Raw genomic sequence first — 18,725 nt, forward strand, 5'->3', positions numbered from 1 at the left:
TTAGATCGCTTCCGACGGTGATTTGGCGGCCGCGCGCGATGCATCAGACATCCATCGTGGTAGGGCCGATAAGAGTGTGCGGTAGATCGGTGGGTCGTGATGCCGCCTTTTGAGCCTTCTTCCGCCCTGCGCCAATCCAGTGGACCACACGCGGTTCACTCTCTTCTTGCAAGGTCGCACGAAGCATCTGCTCCAACTCAACCGCTTCGGCTGACTGCCGACTGCGTTGTCTCAGGTGGTCGTCCCAGGTTGCTACCAGGTTCACTTCCATGAAGCGTCTTGGCTCGCCGCCGTGTTCGAACAAGTCCCAGGTCACTGTCCCGCTGGCACGACGCGTGCTTGCGATGCGGCATATGATTTCGTGGAATCGGTCCTCCATGCCTTGCCGAACAGCATATTGCACTGTCACGAGGACCGGGCCGTCAGTAGGGACGATGTCGGCATTGATGTTGGGTTCTGGCCAAACGGCGGCTCGGGTCGTGCTTGACGGCGCCTTGGCTTTCGGCATGGGCCACGCAAACATTACGGCGGTTCCGACAAGCTGCAAAACGCCGGCCGAGACAAGAGCTGCGGTGAGGTCGATAATATCGGCCAAGGCGCCCCACAGCAGGCTTCCCGCGCCCATACCGACAGCGAAAACCATCATGAACAAAGAGGTTGCGCGGCCTCTGATCCAACCAGGAACCGCGACCTGCACCCCCGCCGTTAGCAGCGCCATGCAGATCATCCAGCCCATTCCAGCCAAGATCATGGCGGGAACCGCTAAAGCAGGCGCGAGTGCGAGGAGGCCAATCGCAGCGCCGAGGAATACGCCAGCCATCCCGACCAGATGCGCATCATCGGCCCGCTTACGCATGGCCGCCAGCGCAACACCAGCGATGAGCGAGCCGATCCCGACAGCGGCCAGAAGCAAACCATACACTTCAGGTCCAGCTTGCAGGTCACGCCGGGCGACCAGTGGTAAAAGCGCCCAAAGCGCGCTAGCCGGAACGGAAAAGAGGGCCGTTCGCATGAGCAGGCTGCGCAGGCTGGGTGCGTTGCGGGCATAGCGCAGACCGGCACGCAGCGCCGCCAAAGCCCGTTCGCGTCCGATCTGGAGTTCTTCCAGAGCAGCTTGCGCGCTCGCAGCTTTCGCAAAGAAGAGTACGCCAACGACACCAGCGAAGCTTACCGCGTTGAGCAGGAAAACCGCGCCCGGACCAATCGCAGCGACCAGGACGCCGCCGAGCGCTGGACCAACGGCGCGGGCGAGGTTGAAGGAAATGCCGTTGAGAACGAGCGCCTGCGTTAAATCACTCTCGCCGACAATGTCAGCAATCATGGCTTGAAAGGTGGGCAGCGAAAATGCCGCAGCAGCCGCTAGCGCGAAGGTCAGCCCCAAGAGAAGGGTCGGCGTCATCGCGCCCGATATCGTCACCAGGCCGAGCACGACCGTGACCAGCAGCATCGCGATCTGAGCGCCGAGCAGGAGCCGCCGCCGGTCATAGAGGTCCGCCATCACTCCGGCGGGCAAAACCAGGAGCGCCATTGCTGCCATCGCAGCAGATTGCACGAGTGCGACAAGAGTGGCACTCGGCGTAAGTTCGGTCATGAGCCAGGCGCGCCCGACATCTTGAACCCAGGTTCCAAAATTCGAGACCGTAGTGGCGATGAAGAGGGCCGCAAAGAGGCGGTTGCGCAGCGGAGCGAGCGCTGAACCCGTCTCGTGTCCCGTAGGCTCTAATTCGGTAGATGTTTGAGACCCGGTGCCGACCGGCGACGCTTCGTCCGCACTTGTTTGATCGGCTTCGCCAGGCATTCTACGGGGTCCGCGCTGCAGCTACAGCGAAGGTGTTCTCGAAGAACTGACCGCCCGCAATCCGCCCACCCTTCATATCGAAGCGGGCGCACCAATCGCTGTCGGCAAGCTTGCCTGTTTGCTTATGACGGAACAGGAAATGCCCTTCGACGTAGACCCGCTCTCCCGCTTCGGCGAAGGAATGCGGCGTGAATTCCTCGACGTCGAACTCACCGAAGAGCTTGCTGTATAGTTCGGCGTAACCTTCTTCACCTTCATGGACGTATCCGGCCCAGGGGATTGCGGCGCGCAACTCATCGTTCCCAGCTGAGCCCGTAACGAAGCGAAAGTCGTCGTGACCGTAAAGCCGGAACCCTTCATCCGCTCTGCCAGCATATTGCAGTTCGAAGAAATGCCGGACCTTCTCAACATTTGATTGCTCACTGCCGCTCATTGGTCCGTTTCCATGTGATGCCGGACCAGCGCCCAGTCACGTCCAGTCCGGCCAGTCCCTGTAAGGTTGATCCAGATCATCGCGAAGGCCTCAAGCAGGTGGGATTGCCGTATGGAGCCGAGGTATTGTGGGTCGAAGCCAGCATCACTGACGACCTGCTCGGCGATGCTGCGGCTTTCGCCATCGGGGCCGGCAATGAGCATGAAGGGCTTGGCTCCGCCGAAGGAGTCTGGCTCGGCCAGCACCTCGACGCCCACCTGATTGAAGCTCTTGTAGACATCGGCTGCCTCGGCCCAGGTAGCGATATTCTCACCTGCAGACTGTCCCGGCTTCAAAGCAATGCGCGGACCCTCGTCGCCCATGTCGACGGCGTTGGTTGCATCGATGAGAACCTTGCCGGTCAGATCGCCCGCCGCCGCGATGACCGGCTCGGCTGCGGAGTACGGGACCGCAAGAAGTACGACAGCTGCATCCGATACGGCATCAGCGAACGACATCTCGCCATTCTTCGGTGCACGCACGCCATAGACGACCTCGTGTCCGGCTGTGGCAAGTATGCCGCCAATGCCTCGTCCGACGCCGCCAGCGCCCAAAACTGCAATCTTCATGATGCTACCTCCGGTCGGAATTCTTGCGCGAAATCCTCGGAGAAGTCTCTGAATGATCGTGCAGGACGACCGGTCAAACGTTTCACACTGTCGCTGACTGTGCCCAGTTCTCCCGCCTTCAGCTCGGCGTCGAGTTCGAGCTCCGCGTTGGCATAGGCTTCGCTCTGTCCAAAGGAGAGCAATCGCCGCTTGTGCTCTTCAGGCGTAATATCCTCATGGTGTATCCGGCGACCTAGAACGTCAGATAAAACGTCGGCTTGCTGCTGGAACGACAGGGCCTCCGGGCCGGTCAAGAGATAGGCCTGACCGTCATGCCTGTCTTCGGACAAAACAGCTGCAGCGCAAGCGGCGATATCTCGCGTGTCAATAACGCTGACATTCGCGTCGCCTACCGGGAGGCCGAATACGCCGTCTGACTTGATCGGGTCAGTAAACCAGAACAGATTCTGCATGAACACGTTCGGTCGCAAGAACGTCCAGGCCAGACCGGACGCGCGGATTGCCTCCTCGACCGGCCGGTGCCAGTGGCCAAAACCGAAAGTCGGTTCGTGGTCGGCGGCGATGACCGAAAATTTTACAATCCGTTCGATGTCTGCATCCTTTGCGGCCTGGACCGCCGCCAGCTCCCGGTCCGGCAGGGCCGGATCGGCCGAAGAAATGAGCATAAGCGTCTGCGCGCCGCGCATGGCTGGCGCGAGCGTTTCTGGTGCGTCAAAGTCTCCCCGAACCAATTCGACAGCGGCAGGTAACCGACCGCGAGCCCGCTCGGGGTCACGAACCATACCCCGAACCGATGCTCCGCGCTCGTTCAGAAGGCGGACAATCTCTGATCCATTGCCGCCAGTGGCGCCAGTCACAACAATCATTGTCCTGTCTCCTCGTCCGTCTCAATCGGGGTGAGCGGCAAACGGACGAGCGTCGCCTCTCCGGTGCCGCCTATGAACACACCGCCCGTTCCCAATGCGTAAAGCGTGGTGCCGTCCGGCGTGAGTTCGACCGCCGTCGCCCCATCGACGTCTTTATCTAGCACTGGCTCCACGCTGCCATTGCGCGCGCGGACCAGTACCACATCGGTATGCGGCGCGAAGAATAACCTTCCGTCGGCAGCATATTTGAAATCGTCAATTCCGGGCAAATTTGCGACCCGTTCGAGATCGCCCGAAGGCGCGCTATCCGCGCCTATGCCGATCCGGCTGAGCGATGCATCGGCGGAATTCGCAAGATAGAGCGCGCCGTCATGGATCTGAAGGCCATTGAGCCCGAAACCCGCCGGATCTTCTGGGGCCAGGCTCGGGTCCTCGAACCAAACCGAAGCAAGGCCGGATTCCAGATTGACTTGCCAGACCCGACCCGTTGCAGAGTCACCCAGAAGGGCAACAGTCTGGGACAATAGGGCCATGCCATTAAGGGCTGCGGCTTGTGGTAGTTCGATAGTTTCGCGGATCTCGCCATCATATGCGACGATCATCACGACGTTGCCGAGACCATCTGCGGTCGGTGCCGCCATCGACCCACGATGCGCGAGCACAACGAAATCGCTGTCCCGAGCGACGACATTCATCGCATGCGCTCCGAGATCAATCGGCGTCTGCAAGCCGTCGCCCGGGCGCCAGATCTCGAGGCGCTTCGCGGTGTAATTGGTGAAGACCACGTCGCCATTCGGTGCGATCTCGAGATTCTCGAGGAAAGTTCCAGGTGCGAAACGGGCGAGCACCTCGGAATTTGCGACGGGCTCGACTGGGGTTTCCGCCTCAGAAGCGCCGCCCGAGCAGGCTATTAGGAGCGCGATCCCCGTCATGCAGCCCGCCGCTCGTCGCCAACCAGTCACGCATCGCGCAGAGATGACATCAAAACTCATCCGACCATTCCTTCGATCTCGGAACCGTCCACGGCATGCATCAGCCGCGGCCAGATAAGCCACTGCCACCAAGTGTGCGCTATCGCAAAGAGGCTTCCGTGGTGCTCGCTTCCGTCCGCAATACGCTCATCGGCCGGATCCGTGGGCAGCACCAGAATGTGCGCGTTTGTTTCTTCGATCGCGCGAACATGAAGGTCAGGATGAAATGTACCGCACATCTCGGCCTCGAGGGCTTCCCGTGGCGCTGATAAAAGAGCAGCCCGCCATTCAGGATCCGTCCAGCTCCGCCCAATAATCTGGACATTGAGCGCGCCGAGGAAGGGGTCGACCACCTCGCCGTGCTCGCGGCGCATCCACCAGTAAAAGCCGTGCGCAAGCATCCACCAGTCGGAGATTTGCTCATAGCGATACCAGAGCTCAGCTTTGGGCGGGATACGCGGAACGACGAAGATGAATTCATCGGTCGCCTTGTCAACGATCCGAAGGTCCATGCCTTCAGGTTCTGGCAGCCCTGTCAGCTCGAAATAGGTCTTCGGGCTCTCGACCAGCTTTTGTCGAAGCGTGGCATCTTTCCACGTGAGATGACCCAACTCGGCTGCGAGAGACTCGCGGTAGGGACCGAAGGGGCGAACATCAATGCCGCTCCAAGTGCGCTTGGTTTGCAGTTGCTGGGTCATGGCAATTCAGTTCCTTTTTCTAATTGCGGCCGATTGCACCTTCGTCTCTGCCGCACGCTCTCCGAATTGGGCGCCGGTAACGAGGGCACTGATGCCTGCGATGTTTATGCGCCGTTCTCCGGCACAGTCCGTGGCGGCACGCCGGGCGCCCCATTGTCGATTGTCCACGATCCAGCCGTCCGAAAGGCATTGGCGATGGCGAAGGTGTCCTCGTAGAAGTGATAGGATGCGATCTTTCCTTCGCGCACCACAGCATGCATGGCGAAGTCGCTATCGGCGGCGTGTCCGGTGGATTTCGCCACAAAGCGGAGCGTGCCGAACACCGCGACCTGCTCGCCGTCGACGATGAACGTGTGATCATCGAAGCCGCGAACTTCAAAGTTCGCATTCAGAAGTTCCTGAAAGGCGATGATCTCGGCGATGCCGGTCCACGTCCCGGCCCAGGGAATGGCTTGTTTGGTTTCGGGTGACATCTGCTCGCTGGCAAAGTTCAGATAGACCGCATCTTCCGTGAAGAGGTCGGGAATGAGGTCGCGCCAATTGGCCTCGCGAAAGCTGGCATAATACGCGCGTACGGTCGCTTCGGGGGAGCGTGTCATCTTGTGATCCTCTTCATATCCGTCCGCTTCTGTTGCGGGCTCCTGAAGGCTGGTCGCATCACCATGGCAGCGCGCCTTCCCTGTTGCGAAAACTTCCATCCGGCGCATCGACGCCGCCGCTCGCAATGCCGAGCGCGAGGTCTGCCGCATCCTCGGGCGTATTGGGAGCATCCGGCCCGCCAATGTCGGTTTGCGTCCAACCCGGACACATGGCGTGTACGGTAACGGACGTGTCTTTCAGTGCCTTTGAAAGCAACGCGGTGACGCCGTTCAACACCATCTTCGACAAGCGGTACGAGCCCGCCTTCATCAGCGCATAGTCGTTTTCCGGATCGAGCGTCGCGGCGATCGACCCAGCTTCGGAGGAGACGTTGATGATGCTGGCACCATCCTTTGATGCTTCCAGCAGAGGCAGCAAGACCCGCGATATGCGCAAGGGGCCAATCGCGTTGATCGCAAGAGAGGCTTCTATATCCTCATAAGACGCGGCAATAATGTCGTGCTCCTGGCCAACATTTATTCCGGCATTGTTGATCAGAACGGATATGCTCGAATGGGCCTTGGCGAGCGCATCTGCCGCAGCGTCTATTGATGCGGGGGCGGTCACATCGAGCGGCATGGCTTCGGCGGTACCGCCCTTCGCTGCTATAGCTTCCCTGACCTCTTCTGCTTGCGCCGCGTCGCGCGCACCGATCACGACGTGGTATCCTGCATCGGCGAACCGGAGCGCGGTGGCACGGCCGATGCCGCGATTGGCGCCGGTGATGACTGCGACCTTTGCCCCTCTCATGATGCGGCCTCCGCGATGGAAGGCAGCCAGATGGATTTGGTCTGGGTATAATTCTCCAGCGCCTGTCGTCCGCACTCGCGGCCAAAGCCGGATTGCTTGACACCGCCGAAAGGCACGGAAACGTCGAAATAATTGTAACTGTTGATCCAGCAAGTGCCGGCTTTGAGGGCGTTCGCGACGCGTAGGGCCTTGGCCATGTCCGTCGTCTGCACGCCCGAGGCGAGACCGAACGTGGTATCATTGGCGATGCGGATCGCTTCGGCCTCGTCATCGAAAGGAATGACCGCCAGGACCGGCCCGAAGATTTCCTCCTGAGCGATGGCCATGTCGTTTGTGCCAAGAAAAATCGTCGGTTGGTGGAACCAGCCTTTGCCGCCCAATCCTTCAGGCTCGGCCCGCTCGCCGCCATAGCGCAGGTCAGCACCGGCTTCGCGGCCCTTGCGGACATAGCTCTCGACCTTCTTCAACTGGCCCTCGTCGGCCATCGGCCCAAGGAACGTCGCGGCATCAAGCGGATCGCCGATGACGAGTGCACTCGCAGCCGCGACCAGTGCCGCCAAAACCTCTTCGAGAGCCGAGCGTTCCACCAGAAGACGCGATCCCGCGGTGCAAATTTCGCCTTTGTTGTAAAAGATGCCAAAGATGGCGTTTTGCACCGCGCTATTCATGTCCGCATCCGCGAAAATGATATGGGCCGACTTGCCGCCCAGCTCCATCGTCACCTTCTTCACTGTGTCGGCGCTCTTCGCGATGATCCCTTTGCCGACACCGGTTGAGCCAGTGAAGGCGATCTTGTCGACATCAGAGTGTGTCACCAGCGTGTCGCCAATCTCCGATCCAGGTCCGGTCACGAGGTTGTAGACCCCTGCGGGTACGCCCGCTTCCTCGAACGCCATGGCGAGGCGCACGGCGGACAGCGGCGTGGCCGAGGCCGGCTTGTGGACAATCGTGTTCCCAGCCGCCATGGCTGGCGCGATCTTGGTCGCCGAGAGCAGTAGGGGGAAGTTGAAGGGTGTGATGGCCGCCACAACGCCGACCGGCTCGCGCACGGACATGACCTGACGTGCTGCATGGTCGGGGGGCGGTGAGACGGTGCGCGCGTCACCATCCGGATCAGCTGCCGCTGCGCCAAAGAAACGGAACAAATCTGCAAGAAGGACGGCATCGATGCTGCGGGCGAACTGGATGGGCTTGCCCATATCGAGCGTCTCGCAGCGCGCGAAATCGTCAGCATGGCGCTCGACAATATCGGCGACCGTCATCATCAGACCTTGGCGCTCTGGCGCGGGCATGCGGGCCCATTCTGCATCGTCGGCGCGTCGCCGCGCCGCTGCGATGGCCGCTTCAACATCATCCTTGCCTCCCTTGGCGACAGTGGTGACGACAGACTCGGTCGTCGGGTCGACTGTTTCCATGCGATCACCTGAGGCACTCTCGCGCCAAGTGCCGTCGATATAGAGCTGACAGTCCTCGACGGGAGACGTTCGGGTGTCGGTTGCGCAAGTTGCTGCGTTCTGCATGGTCAGTCATCCTCCATTGCACGACCAGAATTCGATCGATAAATGATGATAGCCGACGGGAACGGCCGTGTTTTCTACCGGACGCGCATGCCTTTACACGATACCAACATCTAGCGGATCAACTGGCTCGGCTTGCTCCATTCGCTCGTTTGATGCGAACAAGCCCGATCAAAAACGAAACCGCCCCAGGAATTGGAGCCGCGACGCATCGGTCTGCTCGCCGGATTGTGTTTCGCGCGCTCCGATGACTATTTCCGCGCCCAGATCGACCATGGCAACCGGCGACCAGACAAGATTTACGGTACCGATCTGCAACATTCGTGGATCGTCATCATCAAGGCTCTGCGTTCGGCCAACCACAATGAGCCCGTAGGTCGCCGTGCTTCGCAGCGTGTCGGACCACCAATGCTGATAGCCGGCATGTGCCGTCCATGTTGGGACGGTCTGCAGCGTTCCGTCGGCACTCACGGTTCCGTCAAGACCGTCGAATGCCAGTTCGAGATGATAGCGCCCAATGCTCTCACCGCCGCCAACTCCGAACACCAGATTGTCTTGGTCTTCAAGGAAGGGCAGGTCGATACGCCCGGTCATATTCAGGCCCCATCCAATCTCGCTGTCGGAACGGGTCTCACCATTGATCTCTGTACGCGCTCGCAGCGCGCGTACCAAACCCACCAGGCGTATTCGGCCCCAGTCGCGTTCCAGGGTCACCCCGGCAAGCAGATCGGGCCAGTTGTCGAGGCTCTCGCTGGACTGGGGCCCCGAAAACCGGCTCGCGGGATTTTCCATGGCTATTGCATAGGATAGGCCTGCCGACAGATCGCCGACGTACCGCACGCCCACTTGCCTCACCAGAGGCTTGCCCGATGGCGATGTGGGATTGAGCGTTTCGGGAAACGATTCAACATCCGAGAACAGCGACCAATATTGGCCCGCATAGAGATTGCCGAGCTGGCCATAGGCGTGAAGAAGCCGCAGTCCATCGCTATTGGTGGTCAGAGAATTTCCCTCCGCACCGTTGAAATCCGCTTCGATGAAGGTCCTGAACAAGCCGAGTTCGGTGTCGCCGCGAACATCCACATTGAAACGGCTGCCATCGGCAAGAAATGCCGTACGCGAAACATCGGTATCGGACAGCGGGATCAAGCTCGGCAGGAACAGGCCATCGGCGGCTTGATCTCCGAAAGACCGGTTGAGGTTCACCTGCGCAAACCCACCGATCTTGAGCGCGAGGATGCTACCTGGGATGCGGATCGAATTGTCGAAGCTGCCCGGCCTCACAATCGTATCATCCGGAAATCGGCCTATTTCGCTATTGCTGCGGCCAGGATTGTCGAGCGGTTGCGTATCTGCACCGTTGCCACTCGCAGGAGTTCGCGCTGGGGGCGCTTCGGCTTCGTTAGGGTACTCCGCGAATGTCGAAATCGGCACCTCATCGTCTAACGCCCGTTCGTCCAGCCGCCGCTCCAGGTGGTCGATTCGTTCGCCTTGCCGACGGATCAACTCTTCTTGCTGCTCGATGATCGCGATGAGATCGGACAGCGTGGGCTCTGATTGTGCCGCTGCTGGCGGGGCGGGTAAGCAGACGCAAAACAGCGCCATCGCAAGGGTGGACACGAGTGGCGATCCCAGTTTCGCCCTATCCGAAAGATCACGCGGCAAGTTCGATGAGACGCTCACCTGCCGCGCGAGAGCTCATCCGGCCAGGCGATCGAGCCAGGCATCGCATCGAAGGGCACTGCGTCGCAGCTGCTGTAAACCCCCTCTATTAAGTAGGGTGAACTTTCCATTATCCCCTCAGCGCGCGCTTCGTCTAAACCGTGCATAAAATAGAGCCGAGCCGTCAGCTCCGCTTCCCGCCCATCTCCGTAGACCTCTCCGGCGAAAGCGATCCGCGCGATGTTGAGCTTGAGGAAGCGGTCGTAGTCAGGCGCGACGGCCCGTCGCCTTTCATCCGATCCGGGCACGGTCATGCAACGCACCATCGTCATCCGGGCAGCCGGTTCCATATTCGGATAGTCGATATGCGAGAAGCTCGCTTCAAGCGACAGGCCCGGCTCGTCCGTACCAATGGCAACGACATTTGCTGGTGCAGGATTTTCTGGATCGAGGTAAAATCCGCCATCCCCAACGACATAAAGCGTGTTTCGGTCCTCGGCCCGGCGCCCGAACGCCGCTGCCGTCGATCCCGCAACGCCTTGCTCGGTCTTGGCGACAGTCGTGACCGATCCATCCTGCTCGATCCGGACCACGCTGTCGAATATATGCGTGGTGCCGTAGATGGTCCCGTCGGCGGCAATTGCGAGATCGTCGAACGAGATATCCTGCAAAATGACCTCTGGACTCCCTGCACGATAGTCCAGCCCGATAGCAGGAATGCGCAAGAGGGTCGTACGGCTTGAATTGGTGGCGTACACGGCGCCGTCGAAGACCTTTAGCCCATTCACGCCCGGCAGCAGAGGGCTGCGATCCGGGTGAACTCCGAGACTTTCATCGGACGACCAGATCCGCGACTCTTCTGACTCTATATCGACATGAATTATTAGTCCGCCTCCAGAATCAGCGACGAGCAGCTGACCCGGAGCGACAAAAGCGACGCCGTTCAGAAACTGTGCGCCTTCGATGAGGATGGTCCGGTCAAGCGCGCCATCGTCCTTGAATGTGAAAATCGCCGCATTGCCATCGGCGGTGCTGCCGGACAACACAATCTGGCCATCAATATCGACGGCCAGACCGACCGGTTGGATATCGGATTGATGGAACGGCGCGCGCGCTCCGCTCGGATCCACTCGCCAGATGGTTCGGCTTTGAATCTCTGTGATGAGCAGATCCCCGCTCGAAAGCACAATTACGCTTTCGAGAAAATTACCCTCCTCAAAGCTGGCAATGATGTTGGATGATAAGGGCTCAAACGCGCCGACTTGGTGCGGCACTGCCGAAAGATCGATCCGCGGCTGTGCCGTAGCGGGGGCAGCAAAAGCGACAGCAGCGGCAATGAAGGCAGCGGCGCCATTCCATATCTTGAACCGAACCATTGTGAACATCATGCACCTCTTATCGTTGGTGCTTTCGCGCCGGACGCGGGCGGCGATGGTAAAACTGTGTCGAGTGACCGCGACGCGAGGAAAAAGCACTTCCGACCAACATGAACTTGGCCGATGCATTTGATGATAACCTAACAGAGACGTCCTGTTTGCTATGATTGAAACGTACCGTTGCACAATTAGGACGAGATCGCGCTTAAACCTTAGGTGCAATGGAACCCATTGCGTGCCGCTGCTGGGGTACCCCCGAAAGCCTCCTTAAAGCACCGTGTCAGGTGGCCTTGGTTGGCGAAGCCACAGCGATAGGCGATTTCGGCGATCGAAACGCTTGTCGTCAGCAACATCTCCTTCGCTCTCTCGCACCGACGGCGCGTGACATAGGCCCAAACCGGAACGCCCATTGCTGTCTTGAAAGTCCGGGAGAAATGGCCGGGCGAAAGACAGGCAACGCCGGCAAGCTCTGCAATCGTCAGCGCGTCGCCGTAATGAGTCTCGATGTAATCGACACTGCGCGCTATGCGGTGATCAAGGCGATCCAAGAGGTCCAATCGCTCCTGCTGGGCGCGCACGCGCGACGCAACGAGAAGCTCGATTACGCTCAACATCGGGTCAATAATCTCGCTCGCGGTATAGGATGAGCCCCAAGCCCTGCGCAGAAGCTGTCCGATCAGCCGGTCACCTACGCGTTGCGGAATCGGCGGTGCGGGAAGATTATCCATCCGCGCGCTCAAGACACGGCCTCTCACGCAAGCGCTGGTGCCGTCCCCCACAGGCAAGAGAACGAGTTCACCAACGCTCAGCCTGCCGCGCAGATCTGTCAGACTGAACTCTTTCGCTTGGCAGTCGAGCACCAAGACGATTTCGCACTGCTCACGCTCAGGCCATACTTCTCCACGCCGGAAGGTGATAAGGCGCAGGCGCTGATCAGCTGTCGTGTTTGCTGAATCCTGGAGATTGAATTCGGACTGCTTCATGCAGATCAGAAAGCAAATTCGCCTAAGCCTGTATTCCGTGCAGATGTTGATTCCAGAATTGGAAATCTAGAACGTTCGACAATTCTGAAAAAATTTCAGTTTAGCCTTGGATACGCAGCGCCATGCTCATCCCGTGCGGCCAGTTCTTCGTGGATCAAGAGCCGGACTAGCGCCAAAGACGTCTCTGCGACTTCATCGGAACTGCGCCAGGCACGTGAGCAGAGTAAACCGATCAGTACCTCGGATAGAGGCCCGACGTACTCCGTGACCACAAGCCCCGGAAGCACCACGCGAAGTGCCCTCAAATGGCCCGTGATTGATAACGTTTCTCCCGGTGGCAGGAGAATGGCAGCGCCTGACCGGTCTCGGCCGTTCGTTCCTGACCACAGGGCGCGGCCGCGCCCAGCGTTACGCAAGAAAATCTCGAAATCGTCACCGGCCACAACAGTCTCGCCCTTGCTCAGCATGACATAGCAGATGCTGCCAGTGCTCAGGTCGCGCCGGATCCCGTCGCTGGAACTGACCACAGGTGGCGGTTTGGAGGATCCGAAGGTCATTCTAGAAAGGTCGCACCAATTAGCGCGCAGGTATTCCACATTCGTCGGCCGACGAAGTCTGAATTCTCGACGATTACAGAATACTGGATAGCTTTGTGCTATATAGTGTTTTGAAGTTCTGGCCAATTGCACGCGAAAGGAGGCGGAAAAAATGACGCAGTGCACCGCATCCTCGTTGGCGGAATTCTACTCTGATCCGTCCAGTCCCTACGCGGCGTTCCCTCAGGAACATCGTGATGGCGGGTCCATGCCTGTAACGTTGCTTCGCGCCGAGCAGCAGCCATTTGAAGGCACGGACCCAGCTGTACCGGAGCTGGGCCTGATCCTGGCGACGCGCGCTGACATGCCATTTCGTTGGAACGTCGGTGATGGCCTTACCGACGAAAAAACCTCTCGAAGTGGTGATCTCAGCGTTGTTCCGGCGCAGACGGCTATCGACTTCTACTGCTACGGTGAGCATGAACTCATAGATATTCGTCTTCCCGCAGGTGAGATTGAAGCGCTGGTTGAGGATTATGGTGCCGGTAGACTATCGGACTTGAATTCTCTGACCGGAGCCACACTTTTCCGAGACGAAACGCTGCGCCGCACCGTCATGCAAATGTGGGCGGAGAGCGCGCGGACAGGCGGCACCAGCGACCTTCTAATGGACGGGCTGACCCAAGTCCTGATCGCGCGGCTGTTCGACAAGGCGGGTGCGTTGCGCCGTCCTCAGCCGATCCTTCCGCTCAGCCCTGCCGAGATCACACGCATCGACACGCTGGTCGAGCACCGGCTTGCCGAACGGCTCACTGTCGCAGACCTCGCCCGTGCACTCGACATGCCCCGCTGGATCTTCGCCGACGCCTTCAAGGCCACCACCGGCGACACGCCGCACGCCTATGTCACCGGCAAACGTCTGGACAAAGCCTGCGAACTCCTGCGCCTTGGCGACATGCCACTCGCTGAAATCGCCTACGCCACCGGCTTCGCCTCCCAGAGTCACATGACAGATACGTTTCGCAGGATACTAGGAACGACACCGGGAAAGTGGCGACGCGAGGTGCGGCAATGAGTGGGGCAGTGCAGCAAACCGCGTCCTCGCTGGCAGAGTTCTACACCGACCCAGCCTCGACCTATGCTGCGTGCCCGCAGGAGCATCGCTCCGGCGGGTCGATGCCGGTGAAGATGATCCGTGTGGAACAGAGCGAGTTCAGCCATACGCAAGCTCCCCGAACCGATGTGGTGGTGGGCGTCGTGCTGCGATCTGAGACGACGCTGAGGTGGGACATGGGAGACGGCTGGACTACCGAGCGAGAATTGCGCGTGGGCGACCTTCATCTGCTACCCGCCGACACTGAGGCTAGCTATGAGTGTCGTGCGCTGCATGTTCCGTTGTTCATAGGTTTTCCGGCCGCCAGCACAGCCGCGATTCTTGATGATCACCGCGTCAGCGATCTCTCGTCATTCGACGCGCTTACCAGCGCCGTCATATTCCGCGACGAAACCATCCGCCGCACCGCCATGCAAATGTGGGCGGAGAGCGCGCGCACCGGTGGCACCAGCGACCTTCTAATGGACGGGCTTACGCAGGTGCTGATCGCCCGGCTCCTTGACAAGGCTGGCACCCTACGCCGTCCTCAGCCGATCCTTCCGCTCAGTCCAGCCGAGATCACACGCATCGACACGCTGGTCGAGCACCGGCTTGCCGAACGGCTCACTGTCGAAGACCTCGCCCGTGCACTCGACATGCCCCGCTGGATCTTCGCCGACGCCTTCAAGGTTACCACCGGCGATACGCCACACGCCTATGTCACCGGCAAACGTCTGGACAAAGCCTGCGAACTCCTGCGCCTTGGCGACATGCCACTCGCTGAAATCGCCTACGCCACCGGCTTCGCCTCCCAGAGTCACATGACAGATACGTTTCGCAGGATACTAGGAACGACACCGGGAAAGTGGCGACGCGAGGTGCGGCAGTAGAGCCTCCGGCTGCCGTCCGGCGCCATCGCTATCCGCCGTATTGTGCGAGCGAACTGGTCGTAGGCCGCTGCCAGCCGAGCGTAGCGCGACTGCTTAGGAATAGTTCGCATCTCATCGCGGGTTGGCATTCGCACCGTCGGTGGTCATTTCGCATCAAGGAGTACTCACTGGCACGGCAGCGAACCATTTCTCACGTGGTGGGGCGCGTGAGATTCGAATTTACCGCAAAACCGACTGACTTAGTTGGCGATATCGCTCCAGCACGCCATAATTGCCTGATTGTCTACGCAAAATCGCCGCGTAAGCACCACGTAAGCAGCAAAGCTCCGAGGCGCCGCTTTCTAAGATATTGATTTATTGAGAGAAATGGCGCACCCGACAGGATTCGAACCTGTGACCTTCGGCTTCGGAGGCCGACACTCTATCCAGCTGAGCTACGGGTGCTCTATTTCTTCCTACTGCTTACGCAGTGCTTACTCGAAACACTGACTCGTTTGAATAGCGGTTCCGACATCCGCTCAAGCCATTGTTTCGCAAACTTATTCTTCCAGTTCCCTTAGCAACCGCCAGACTTGACTTCCGCCTTCGGAGGGCAGCGCTCTATCCAGCTGAGCTACGGGTGCCTGACGCTCTGATTAGCGGCGCTCCCCTGGCTTCGCAAGCCCGGTTCTTGCTCGCTACCCGAGGTCGCCCCGGCATGTACCCAAACTCAGAGGCCGGGCTGCCTCCCTACTGCGGGTTCGGAGCCCCGGTCGGATCGCGGCCGGGATCGCGAGGATCCTGCGGATCCGGACGGCGCTCGGGATCATCATCGTCGCGCGGGCGGTCGGGATTACCGCACTCCTCGATCACGCTGCCATCGGCGTTGTACGTCTCCACGCAATCGTCTCCCGGCGGGGTGCATTGCACCGCCTGGGACCCGTCGGCCAGGATCACCTCCTCGCATTCACCCGCAGGGACACAGCGCGCCTGTTCCGGAACTGCGCCCGGGACGTAAATGTATCCCGGTACGCAGCTTCCACCACCGAACTTGTTAAACACAGGCTCGGGCGTGATGCGTGGCTGCGGGTCCTGGCGAGGGGCGCAGCCCGCGAGTGCAATCATCCCGAGCACGACGAGCGACCGTGAAAATACCATCTCAAATTCCCTTCCTTACAAAGACTTTCGTCAAGAAATCCCGTCCCGGCCCCCACCGGCCCGGATAGGGTATCTCTACAGGGTATCGACTTGAAAGCAGAATAATTGCAGCTTAATCAGGCAAAAATGCAGGTATGGCGAGTATGAACTGGAGCCATCTGGAAACCTTCATCGCCATTGCCCGCGCCGGATCGCTGACCGGGGCGGCGCATCTGCTTGGAACCGACCAGACGACGGTGGGGCGCCGGCTCAATACGCTGGAGGCGGATCTCAGGCAGAAGCTCTTCAAGCGCTCGAAGGCCGGCTTCCTTCTGACCGAAGCCGGGGAGCGGGTCCTGACCGACGCGCAGGCCGTCAACACCCGGCTCTCCCGCATGATCGACGATCTGGCCGATCCCGACCGGGGGGCGGAAGGCATCGTCCGGCTTTTCGGGAACACCTGGACGCTCGCTCGCCTCGCCTCCCGCGGGCTCGACGCGCTGACCGCCCGCCATCCGGGGCTGGAGCTGCGGATGTCCGGCCGCCTGCCCCCTGCCCCGCTGCACGGCGAGACGACGCTGGCGCTCTGGTTCGATGCGGCCGCCCGGCGTCCCGACATCGCCTATCCCCTAGCCAACGTCCCTTACGCGGCCTATTGCGCGGCGGATCGAACGGTGACCCACGACCGATGGGTGATGTTTCGCGACGACGATGCCGACGGCCCGTCCTTCGCGCGGGTGGTCGAGCGGCATATCGGTGTGGACCGGCGGATCGTTCTCACCGCCACCGACGCTTCGATCCTTGCCGAGGCGATCCGAGGCGGGGCAGGCATCGGAATGCTTCCCACCGCGGTCGGCGACGCGACCCGGGGGATCGTCCGCGACGACAGCTGCGCCAACCCGATCGAGCGTGTCCTGCACCTGCATCTCGACCCGGCCATCGCCGATCTCCGTCGGGCGCAGGTTGTGGCGCGCTGGCTGCTCGACGCGGTCGAACCTGCGCTCGCCGCAACACCAATCAGGGCGGACCTGCCCGCCTAGGCGAAAAGCTCGTGGCACAGCTCCAGCGCGTCGACCAAGGCATCGACCTCTTCGCGCGTGTTGTAGAGGCCAAAGCTCGCCCGGCAGGTCGCGGGCACGCCCAGATGATCCATCAGCGGCTGCGCGCAATGGTGCCCCGCGCGGACCGCCACGCCCTTCTTGTCGAGCACAGTCGAGATATCGTGGGCATGGGCCGCCCCTTCCAGCGTGAAAGAGAAGATCGCCGCCTTGTCCGGCATCGTCCCCTGCAGGTTCAGCCAGTTCAGCCCGCCCAGCCGCTCCATCGCGTAGTCGCGCAGGCTGTCCTCATGGGCGGCGATCGCCTCCATCCCGAGGCTTTCCATATAATCGATCGCAGCCCCCAGCCCGATCGTCTGCACGATGCCGGGCGTGCCCGCCTCGAACTTCATCGGCGGGTCGTTCCAGCTCACGTGATCTTTCGCCACCTCGCGGATCATGTCGCCGCCGCCCATGAAGGGCTGCATCTCGTCCATCCGCTCCTGCCGGATATAGATCGCGCCGGACCCCGACGGCCCATAGAGCTTGTGGCCCGTGATCGCGTAGAAATCGCAGCCCAGGTCGCTGACATCCACCTTGTGGTGCACCGCCGATTGCGACCCGTCGACCAGCACCGGCACACCCTTGGCATGCGCCGCCTCGACAATCGCCTTCACGTCGACCTTCGTGCCCAGCACGTTCGACAGATGCGAGATCGCGACCAGCTTTGTCCGCGGCCCGATCGCATCGATCACCCTCTCGGGGTCAAGCCCGCCGCGCGCGTCGATATCGACCCATTTCAGTACCACCCCCTGCCGTTCCCGCAGGAAGTGCCAGGGCACGATATTGGCGTGGTGCTCCATCACCGACAGCACGATCTCGTCGCCCGCCTCCATCCGGGGCGCCGCCCAGCCGTAGGAGACGAGGTTGATCCCCTCTGTCGTGCCGCTGTTGAATACGATCTCGCGCTCGGACCCGGCACCCAGGAACCGGGCGAGCTTGCCCCGCACGGCCTCGTAATTCTCGGTCGCGAGGTTCGACAGGTAATGCAGCCCGCGATGGACGTTCGAATATTCCATCGAATAGGCCTGCGTGACCGCATCGATCACCGCCTGCGGCTTCTGGGCCGACGCGCCGTTATCCAGATAGACCAAGGGCTTGCCGTTCACCTCTCGCGAGAGGATCGGGAAATCCTTCCGGATCGTGGCAACGTCGTATGTCATACTCTTCGTTCCATCGGCAGGGCTCATGCTGGCACCTCCGCGCGTTCCGTTTCAACCAGACCGGACAGCCATATCCACAGGAAACCGCCGAGCCATACAAGCCCCGTCAGATCCACCGCGTCGAAACGCCCCGGATCGTTCGACAAGAGGCCCGAGGTCAGCCCATAGAGCACCGTCGCGGGCGCCAGCGCCAGAACCGCCCAGAACAGCGACAGGCGTGCGCCGAACCAGCTCCCCTGCCCGCCCATCGCCATGGCGGCAAGACGCGAGAGGGCCGCGAGCCCATAAAGCGCCAGCGGCCAGACGATCAGCCAGCTCAGGAATTCATACCCCGCCAGCCGCGCCACATCCCCGTCGCTCAGATGCGCCGTCCGGGCGAGCCGGGGAAGCTGCGAGACGAAGATGATGAAGCAGCCGACCATCAGATAGCCGATCGCACGATCCTCCCGCTTGCCCTGCATCAGCAGGTCGCGGACGACAGCGCGCGGCTGCCGCCAGCTTCGGAAGATCTCGTGCGTCACCGCCATCC

18 protein-coding genes and 1 tRNA gene are annotated in these 18,725 nt (G+C 60.7%); 3 read left to right on the plus strand and 16 right to left on the minus strand.

Annotated elements, in window-relative coordinates; translation table 11 throughout:
* Positions 1 to 43: 43 nt before the first annotated feature.
* The 12 genes from AADZ90_RS11560 to AADZ90_RS11615 all read right to left on the minus strand — a co-directional run bounded on the left by AADZ90_RS11560 (position 44) and on the right by AADZ90_RS11615 (position 12,301).
* Positions 44 to 1,798 (minus strand): MFS transporter, encoded by a 1,755-nt coding sequence (locus AADZ90_RS11560; RefSeq protein ID WP_367310143.1) that lies wholly within the window; start codon positions 1,796 to 1,798, stop codon positions 44 to 46.
* Between the two features lies 1 nt (position 1,799).
* Complete coding sequence (locus AADZ90_RS11565; RefSeq protein ID WP_367310144.1) at positions 1,800 to 2,231, minus strand: nuclear transport factor 2 family protein; 432 nt, start codon at positions 2,229 to 2,231, stop codon at positions 1,800 to 1,802.
* A complete protein-coding gene (locus tag AADZ90_RS11570) occupies positions 2,228 to 2,839 on the minus strand; it encodes an NADPH-dependent F420 reductase (protein ID WP_367310145.1) in 612 nt (203 codons plus the stop codon). The genes AADZ90_RS11565 and AADZ90_RS11570 overlap by 4 nt, the downstream gene beginning before the upstream one ends.
* A complete protein-coding gene (locus AADZ90_RS11575) occupies positions 2,836 to 3,705 on the minus strand; it encodes an SDR family oxidoreductase (protein ID WP_367310146.1) in 870 nt (289 codons plus the stop codon). Before AADZ90_RS11575 ends, AADZ90_RS11570 begins: the two co-directional genes overlap by 4 nt.
* Positions 3,702 to 4,553, minus strand: coding sequence for an SMP-30/gluconolactonase/LRE family protein (locus AADZ90_RS11580; protein WP_367310147.1), 852 nt, complete (start codon positions 4,551 to 4,553; stop codon positions 3,702 to 3,704). The genes AADZ90_RS11575 and AADZ90_RS11580 overlap by 4 nt, the downstream gene beginning before the upstream one ends.
* A 140-nt stretch (positions 4,554 to 4,693) precedes the next feature.
* The gene (locus tag AADZ90_RS11585; protein ID WP_367310148.1) at positions 4,694 to 5,374 is read right to left on the minus strand and encodes a hypothetical protein; all 681 of its coding nucleotides are present in this window, start codon (positions 5,372 to 5,374) and stop codon (positions 4,694 to 4,696) included.
* A 104-nt stretch (positions 5,375 to 5,478) separates the two neighbouring features.
* Positions 5,479 to 5,973 (minus strand): nuclear transport factor 2 family protein, encoded by a 495-nt coding sequence (locus AADZ90_RS11590; protein WP_367310149.1) that lies wholly within the window; start codon positions 5,971 to 5,973, stop codon positions 5,479 to 5,481.
* A 58-nt stretch (positions 5,974 to 6,031) separates the two neighbouring features.
* Entirely contained in the window at positions 6,032 to 6,763 is a 732-nt protein-coding gene (locus tag AADZ90_RS11595) for an SDR family NAD(P)-dependent oxidoreductase (protein ID WP_367310150.1), read from the minus strand.
* Positions 6,760 to 8,283, minus strand: a complete 1,524-nt coding sequence (locus AADZ90_RS11600) for an aldehyde dehydrogenase family protein (protein WP_367310151.1) — start codon at positions 8,281 to 8,283, stop codon at positions 6,760 to 6,762. Before AADZ90_RS11600 ends, AADZ90_RS11595 begins: the two co-directional genes overlap by 4 nt.
* A gap of 168 nt (positions 8,284 to 8,451) precedes the next feature.
* Positions 8,452 to 9,900 (minus strand): DcaP family trimeric outer membrane transporter, encoded by a 1,449-nt coding sequence (locus tag AADZ90_RS11605; RefSeq protein WP_367310152.1) that lies wholly within the window; start codon positions 9,898 to 9,900, stop codon positions 8,452 to 8,454.
* Between the two features lie 59 nt (positions 9,901 to 9,959).
* The gene (locus AADZ90_RS11610) at positions 9,960 to 11,327 is read right to left on the minus strand and encodes a hypothetical protein (protein ID WP_367310153.1); all 1,368 of its coding nucleotides are present in this window, start codon (positions 11,325 to 11,327) and stop codon (positions 9,960 to 9,962) included.
* Between the two features lie 203 nt (positions 11,328 to 11,530).
* Positions 11,531 to 12,301, minus strand: coding sequence for a helix-turn-helix domain-containing protein (locus tag AADZ90_RS11615; RefSeq protein WP_367310154.1), 771 nt, complete (start codon positions 12,299 to 12,301; stop codon positions 11,531 to 11,533).
* Between the two features lie 708 nt (positions 12,302 to 13,009).
* Between AADZ90_RS11615 and AADZ90_RS11620 the strand changes: the two genes are divergently transcribed.
* Positions 13,010 to 13,912 (plus strand): helix-turn-helix domain-containing protein, encoded by a 903-nt coding sequence (locus tag AADZ90_RS11620; protein ID WP_367310155.1) that lies wholly within the window; start codon positions 13,010 to 13,012, stop codon positions 13,910 to 13,912.
* 8 nt (positions 13,913 to 13,920) lie between these two features.
* Positions 13,921 to 14,820 carry a helix-turn-helix domain-containing protein gene (locus AADZ90_RS11625; protein WP_411997011.1) on the plus strand — a complete coding sequence of 300 codons (900 nt, stop codon included), beginning with the start codon at positions 13,921 to 13,923 and terminating at the stop codon, positions 14,818 to 14,820.
* A gap of 367 nt (positions 14,821 to 15,187) precedes the next feature.
* Here AADZ90_RS11625 and AADZ90_RS11630 read toward each other — a convergent pair.
* Positions 15,188 to 15,264 (minus strand) — tRNA-Arg (locus AADZ90_RS11630).
* A 285-nt stretch (positions 15,265 to 15,549) separates the two neighbouring features.
* Complete coding sequence (locus AADZ90_RS11635) at positions 15,550 to 15,957, minus strand: hypothetical protein (protein ID WP_367310157.1); 408 nt, start codon at positions 15,955 to 15,957, stop codon at positions 15,550 to 15,552.
* Between the two features lie 134 nt (positions 15,958 to 16,091).
* On the opposite strand from AADZ90_RS11635, the gene AADZ90_RS11640 reads away from it, so the two are divergent.
* Entirely contained in the window at positions 16,092 to 16,976 is an 885-nt protein-coding gene (locus AADZ90_RS11640) for a LysR family transcriptional regulator (RefSeq protein WP_367310158.1), read from the plus strand.
* On the opposite strand, the gene AADZ90_RS11645 is transcribed toward AADZ90_RS11640, so the two are convergent.
* Positions 16,973 to 18,196, minus strand: coding sequence for a cysteine desulfurase (locus AADZ90_RS11645; protein WP_367310159.1), 1,224 nt, complete (start codon positions 18,194 to 18,196; stop codon positions 16,973 to 16,975). The two genes, AADZ90_RS11640 and AADZ90_RS11645, sit on opposite strands and share 4 nt — an antisense overlap.
* A gap of 23 nt (positions 18,197 to 18,219) precedes the next feature.
* On the minus strand, positions 18,220 to 18,723 hold the full coding sequence (locus AADZ90_RS11650) for a hypothetical protein (RefSeq protein ID WP_367310160.1): 504 nt from the start codon (positions 18,721 to 18,723) through the stop codon (positions 18,220 to 18,222).
* Between the last annotated feature and the right edge of the window lie 2 nt (positions 18,724 to 18,725).

It is taken from the genome of Aestuariibius violaceus (genome assembly GCF_040779325.2).
Lineage (GTDB): Bacteria > Pseudomonadota > Alphaproteobacteria > Rhodobacterales > Rhodobacteraceae > Aestuariibius > Aestuariibius violaceus.

Bases quoted from the DNA above. Each gene is read 5' to 3' on its own strand.
- AADZ90_RS11560 (WP_367310143.1), bottom strand. From the start codon at position 1,798: ATGCCTGGCGAAGCCGATCAAACAAGTGCGGACGAAGCGTCGCCGGTC.
- AADZ90_RS11565 (WP_367310144.1), bottom strand. From the start codon at position 2,231: ATGAGCGGCAGTGAGCAATCAAATGTTGAGAAGGTCCGGCATTTCTTC.
- AADZ90_RS11570 (WP_367310145.1), bottom strand. From the start codon at position 2,839: ATGAAGATTGCAGTTTTGGGCGCTGGCGGCGTCGGACGAGGCATTGGC.
- AADZ90_RS11575 (WP_367310146.1), bottom strand. From the start codon at position 3,705: ATGATTGTTGTGACTGGCGCCACTGGCGGCAATGGATCAGAGATTGTC.
- AADZ90_RS11585 (WP_367310148.1), bottom strand. From the start codon at position 5,374: ATGACCCAGCAACTGCAAACCAAGCGCACTTGGAGCGGCATTGATGTT.
- AADZ90_RS11590 (WP_367310149.1), bottom strand. From the start codon at position 5,973: ATGACACGCTCCCCCGAAGCGACCGTACGCGCGTATTATGCCAGCTTT.
- AADZ90_RS11595 (WP_367310150.1), bottom strand. From the start codon at position 6,763: ATGAGAGGGGCAAAGGTCGCAGTCATCACCGGCGCCAATCGCGGCATC.
- AADZ90_RS11600 (WP_367310151.1), bottom strand. From the start codon at position 8,283: ATGCAGAACGCAGCAACTTGCGCAACCGACACCCGAACGTCTCCCGTC.
- AADZ90_RS11610 (WP_367310153.1), bottom strand. From the start codon at position 11,327: ATGTTCACAATGGTTCGGTTCAAGATATGGAATGGCGCCGCTGCCTTC.
- AADZ90_RS11615 (WP_367310154.1), bottom strand. From the start codon at position 12,301: ATGAAGCAGTCCGAATTCAATCTCCAGGATTCAGCAAACACGACAGCT.
- AADZ90_RS11620 (WP_367310155.1), top strand. From the start codon at position 13,010: ATGACGCAGTGCACCGCATCCTCGTTGGCGGAATTCTACTCTGATCCG.
- AADZ90_RS11635 (WP_367310157.1), bottom strand. From the start codon at position 15,957: ATGGTATTTTCACGGTCGCTCGTCGTGCTCGGGATGATTGCACTCGCG.
- AADZ90_RS11640 (WP_367310158.1), top strand. From the start codon at position 16,092: ATGGCGAGTATGAACTGGAGCCATCTGGAAACCTTCATCGCCATTGCC.
- AADZ90_RS11645 (WP_367310159.1), bottom strand. From the start codon at position 18,196: ATGACATACGACGTTGCCACGATCCGGAAGGATTTCCCGATCCTCTCG.
- AADZ90_RS11650 (WP_367310160.1), bottom strand. From the start codon at position 18,723: ATGGCGGTGACGCACGAGATCTTCCGAAGCTGGCGGCAGCCGCGCGCT.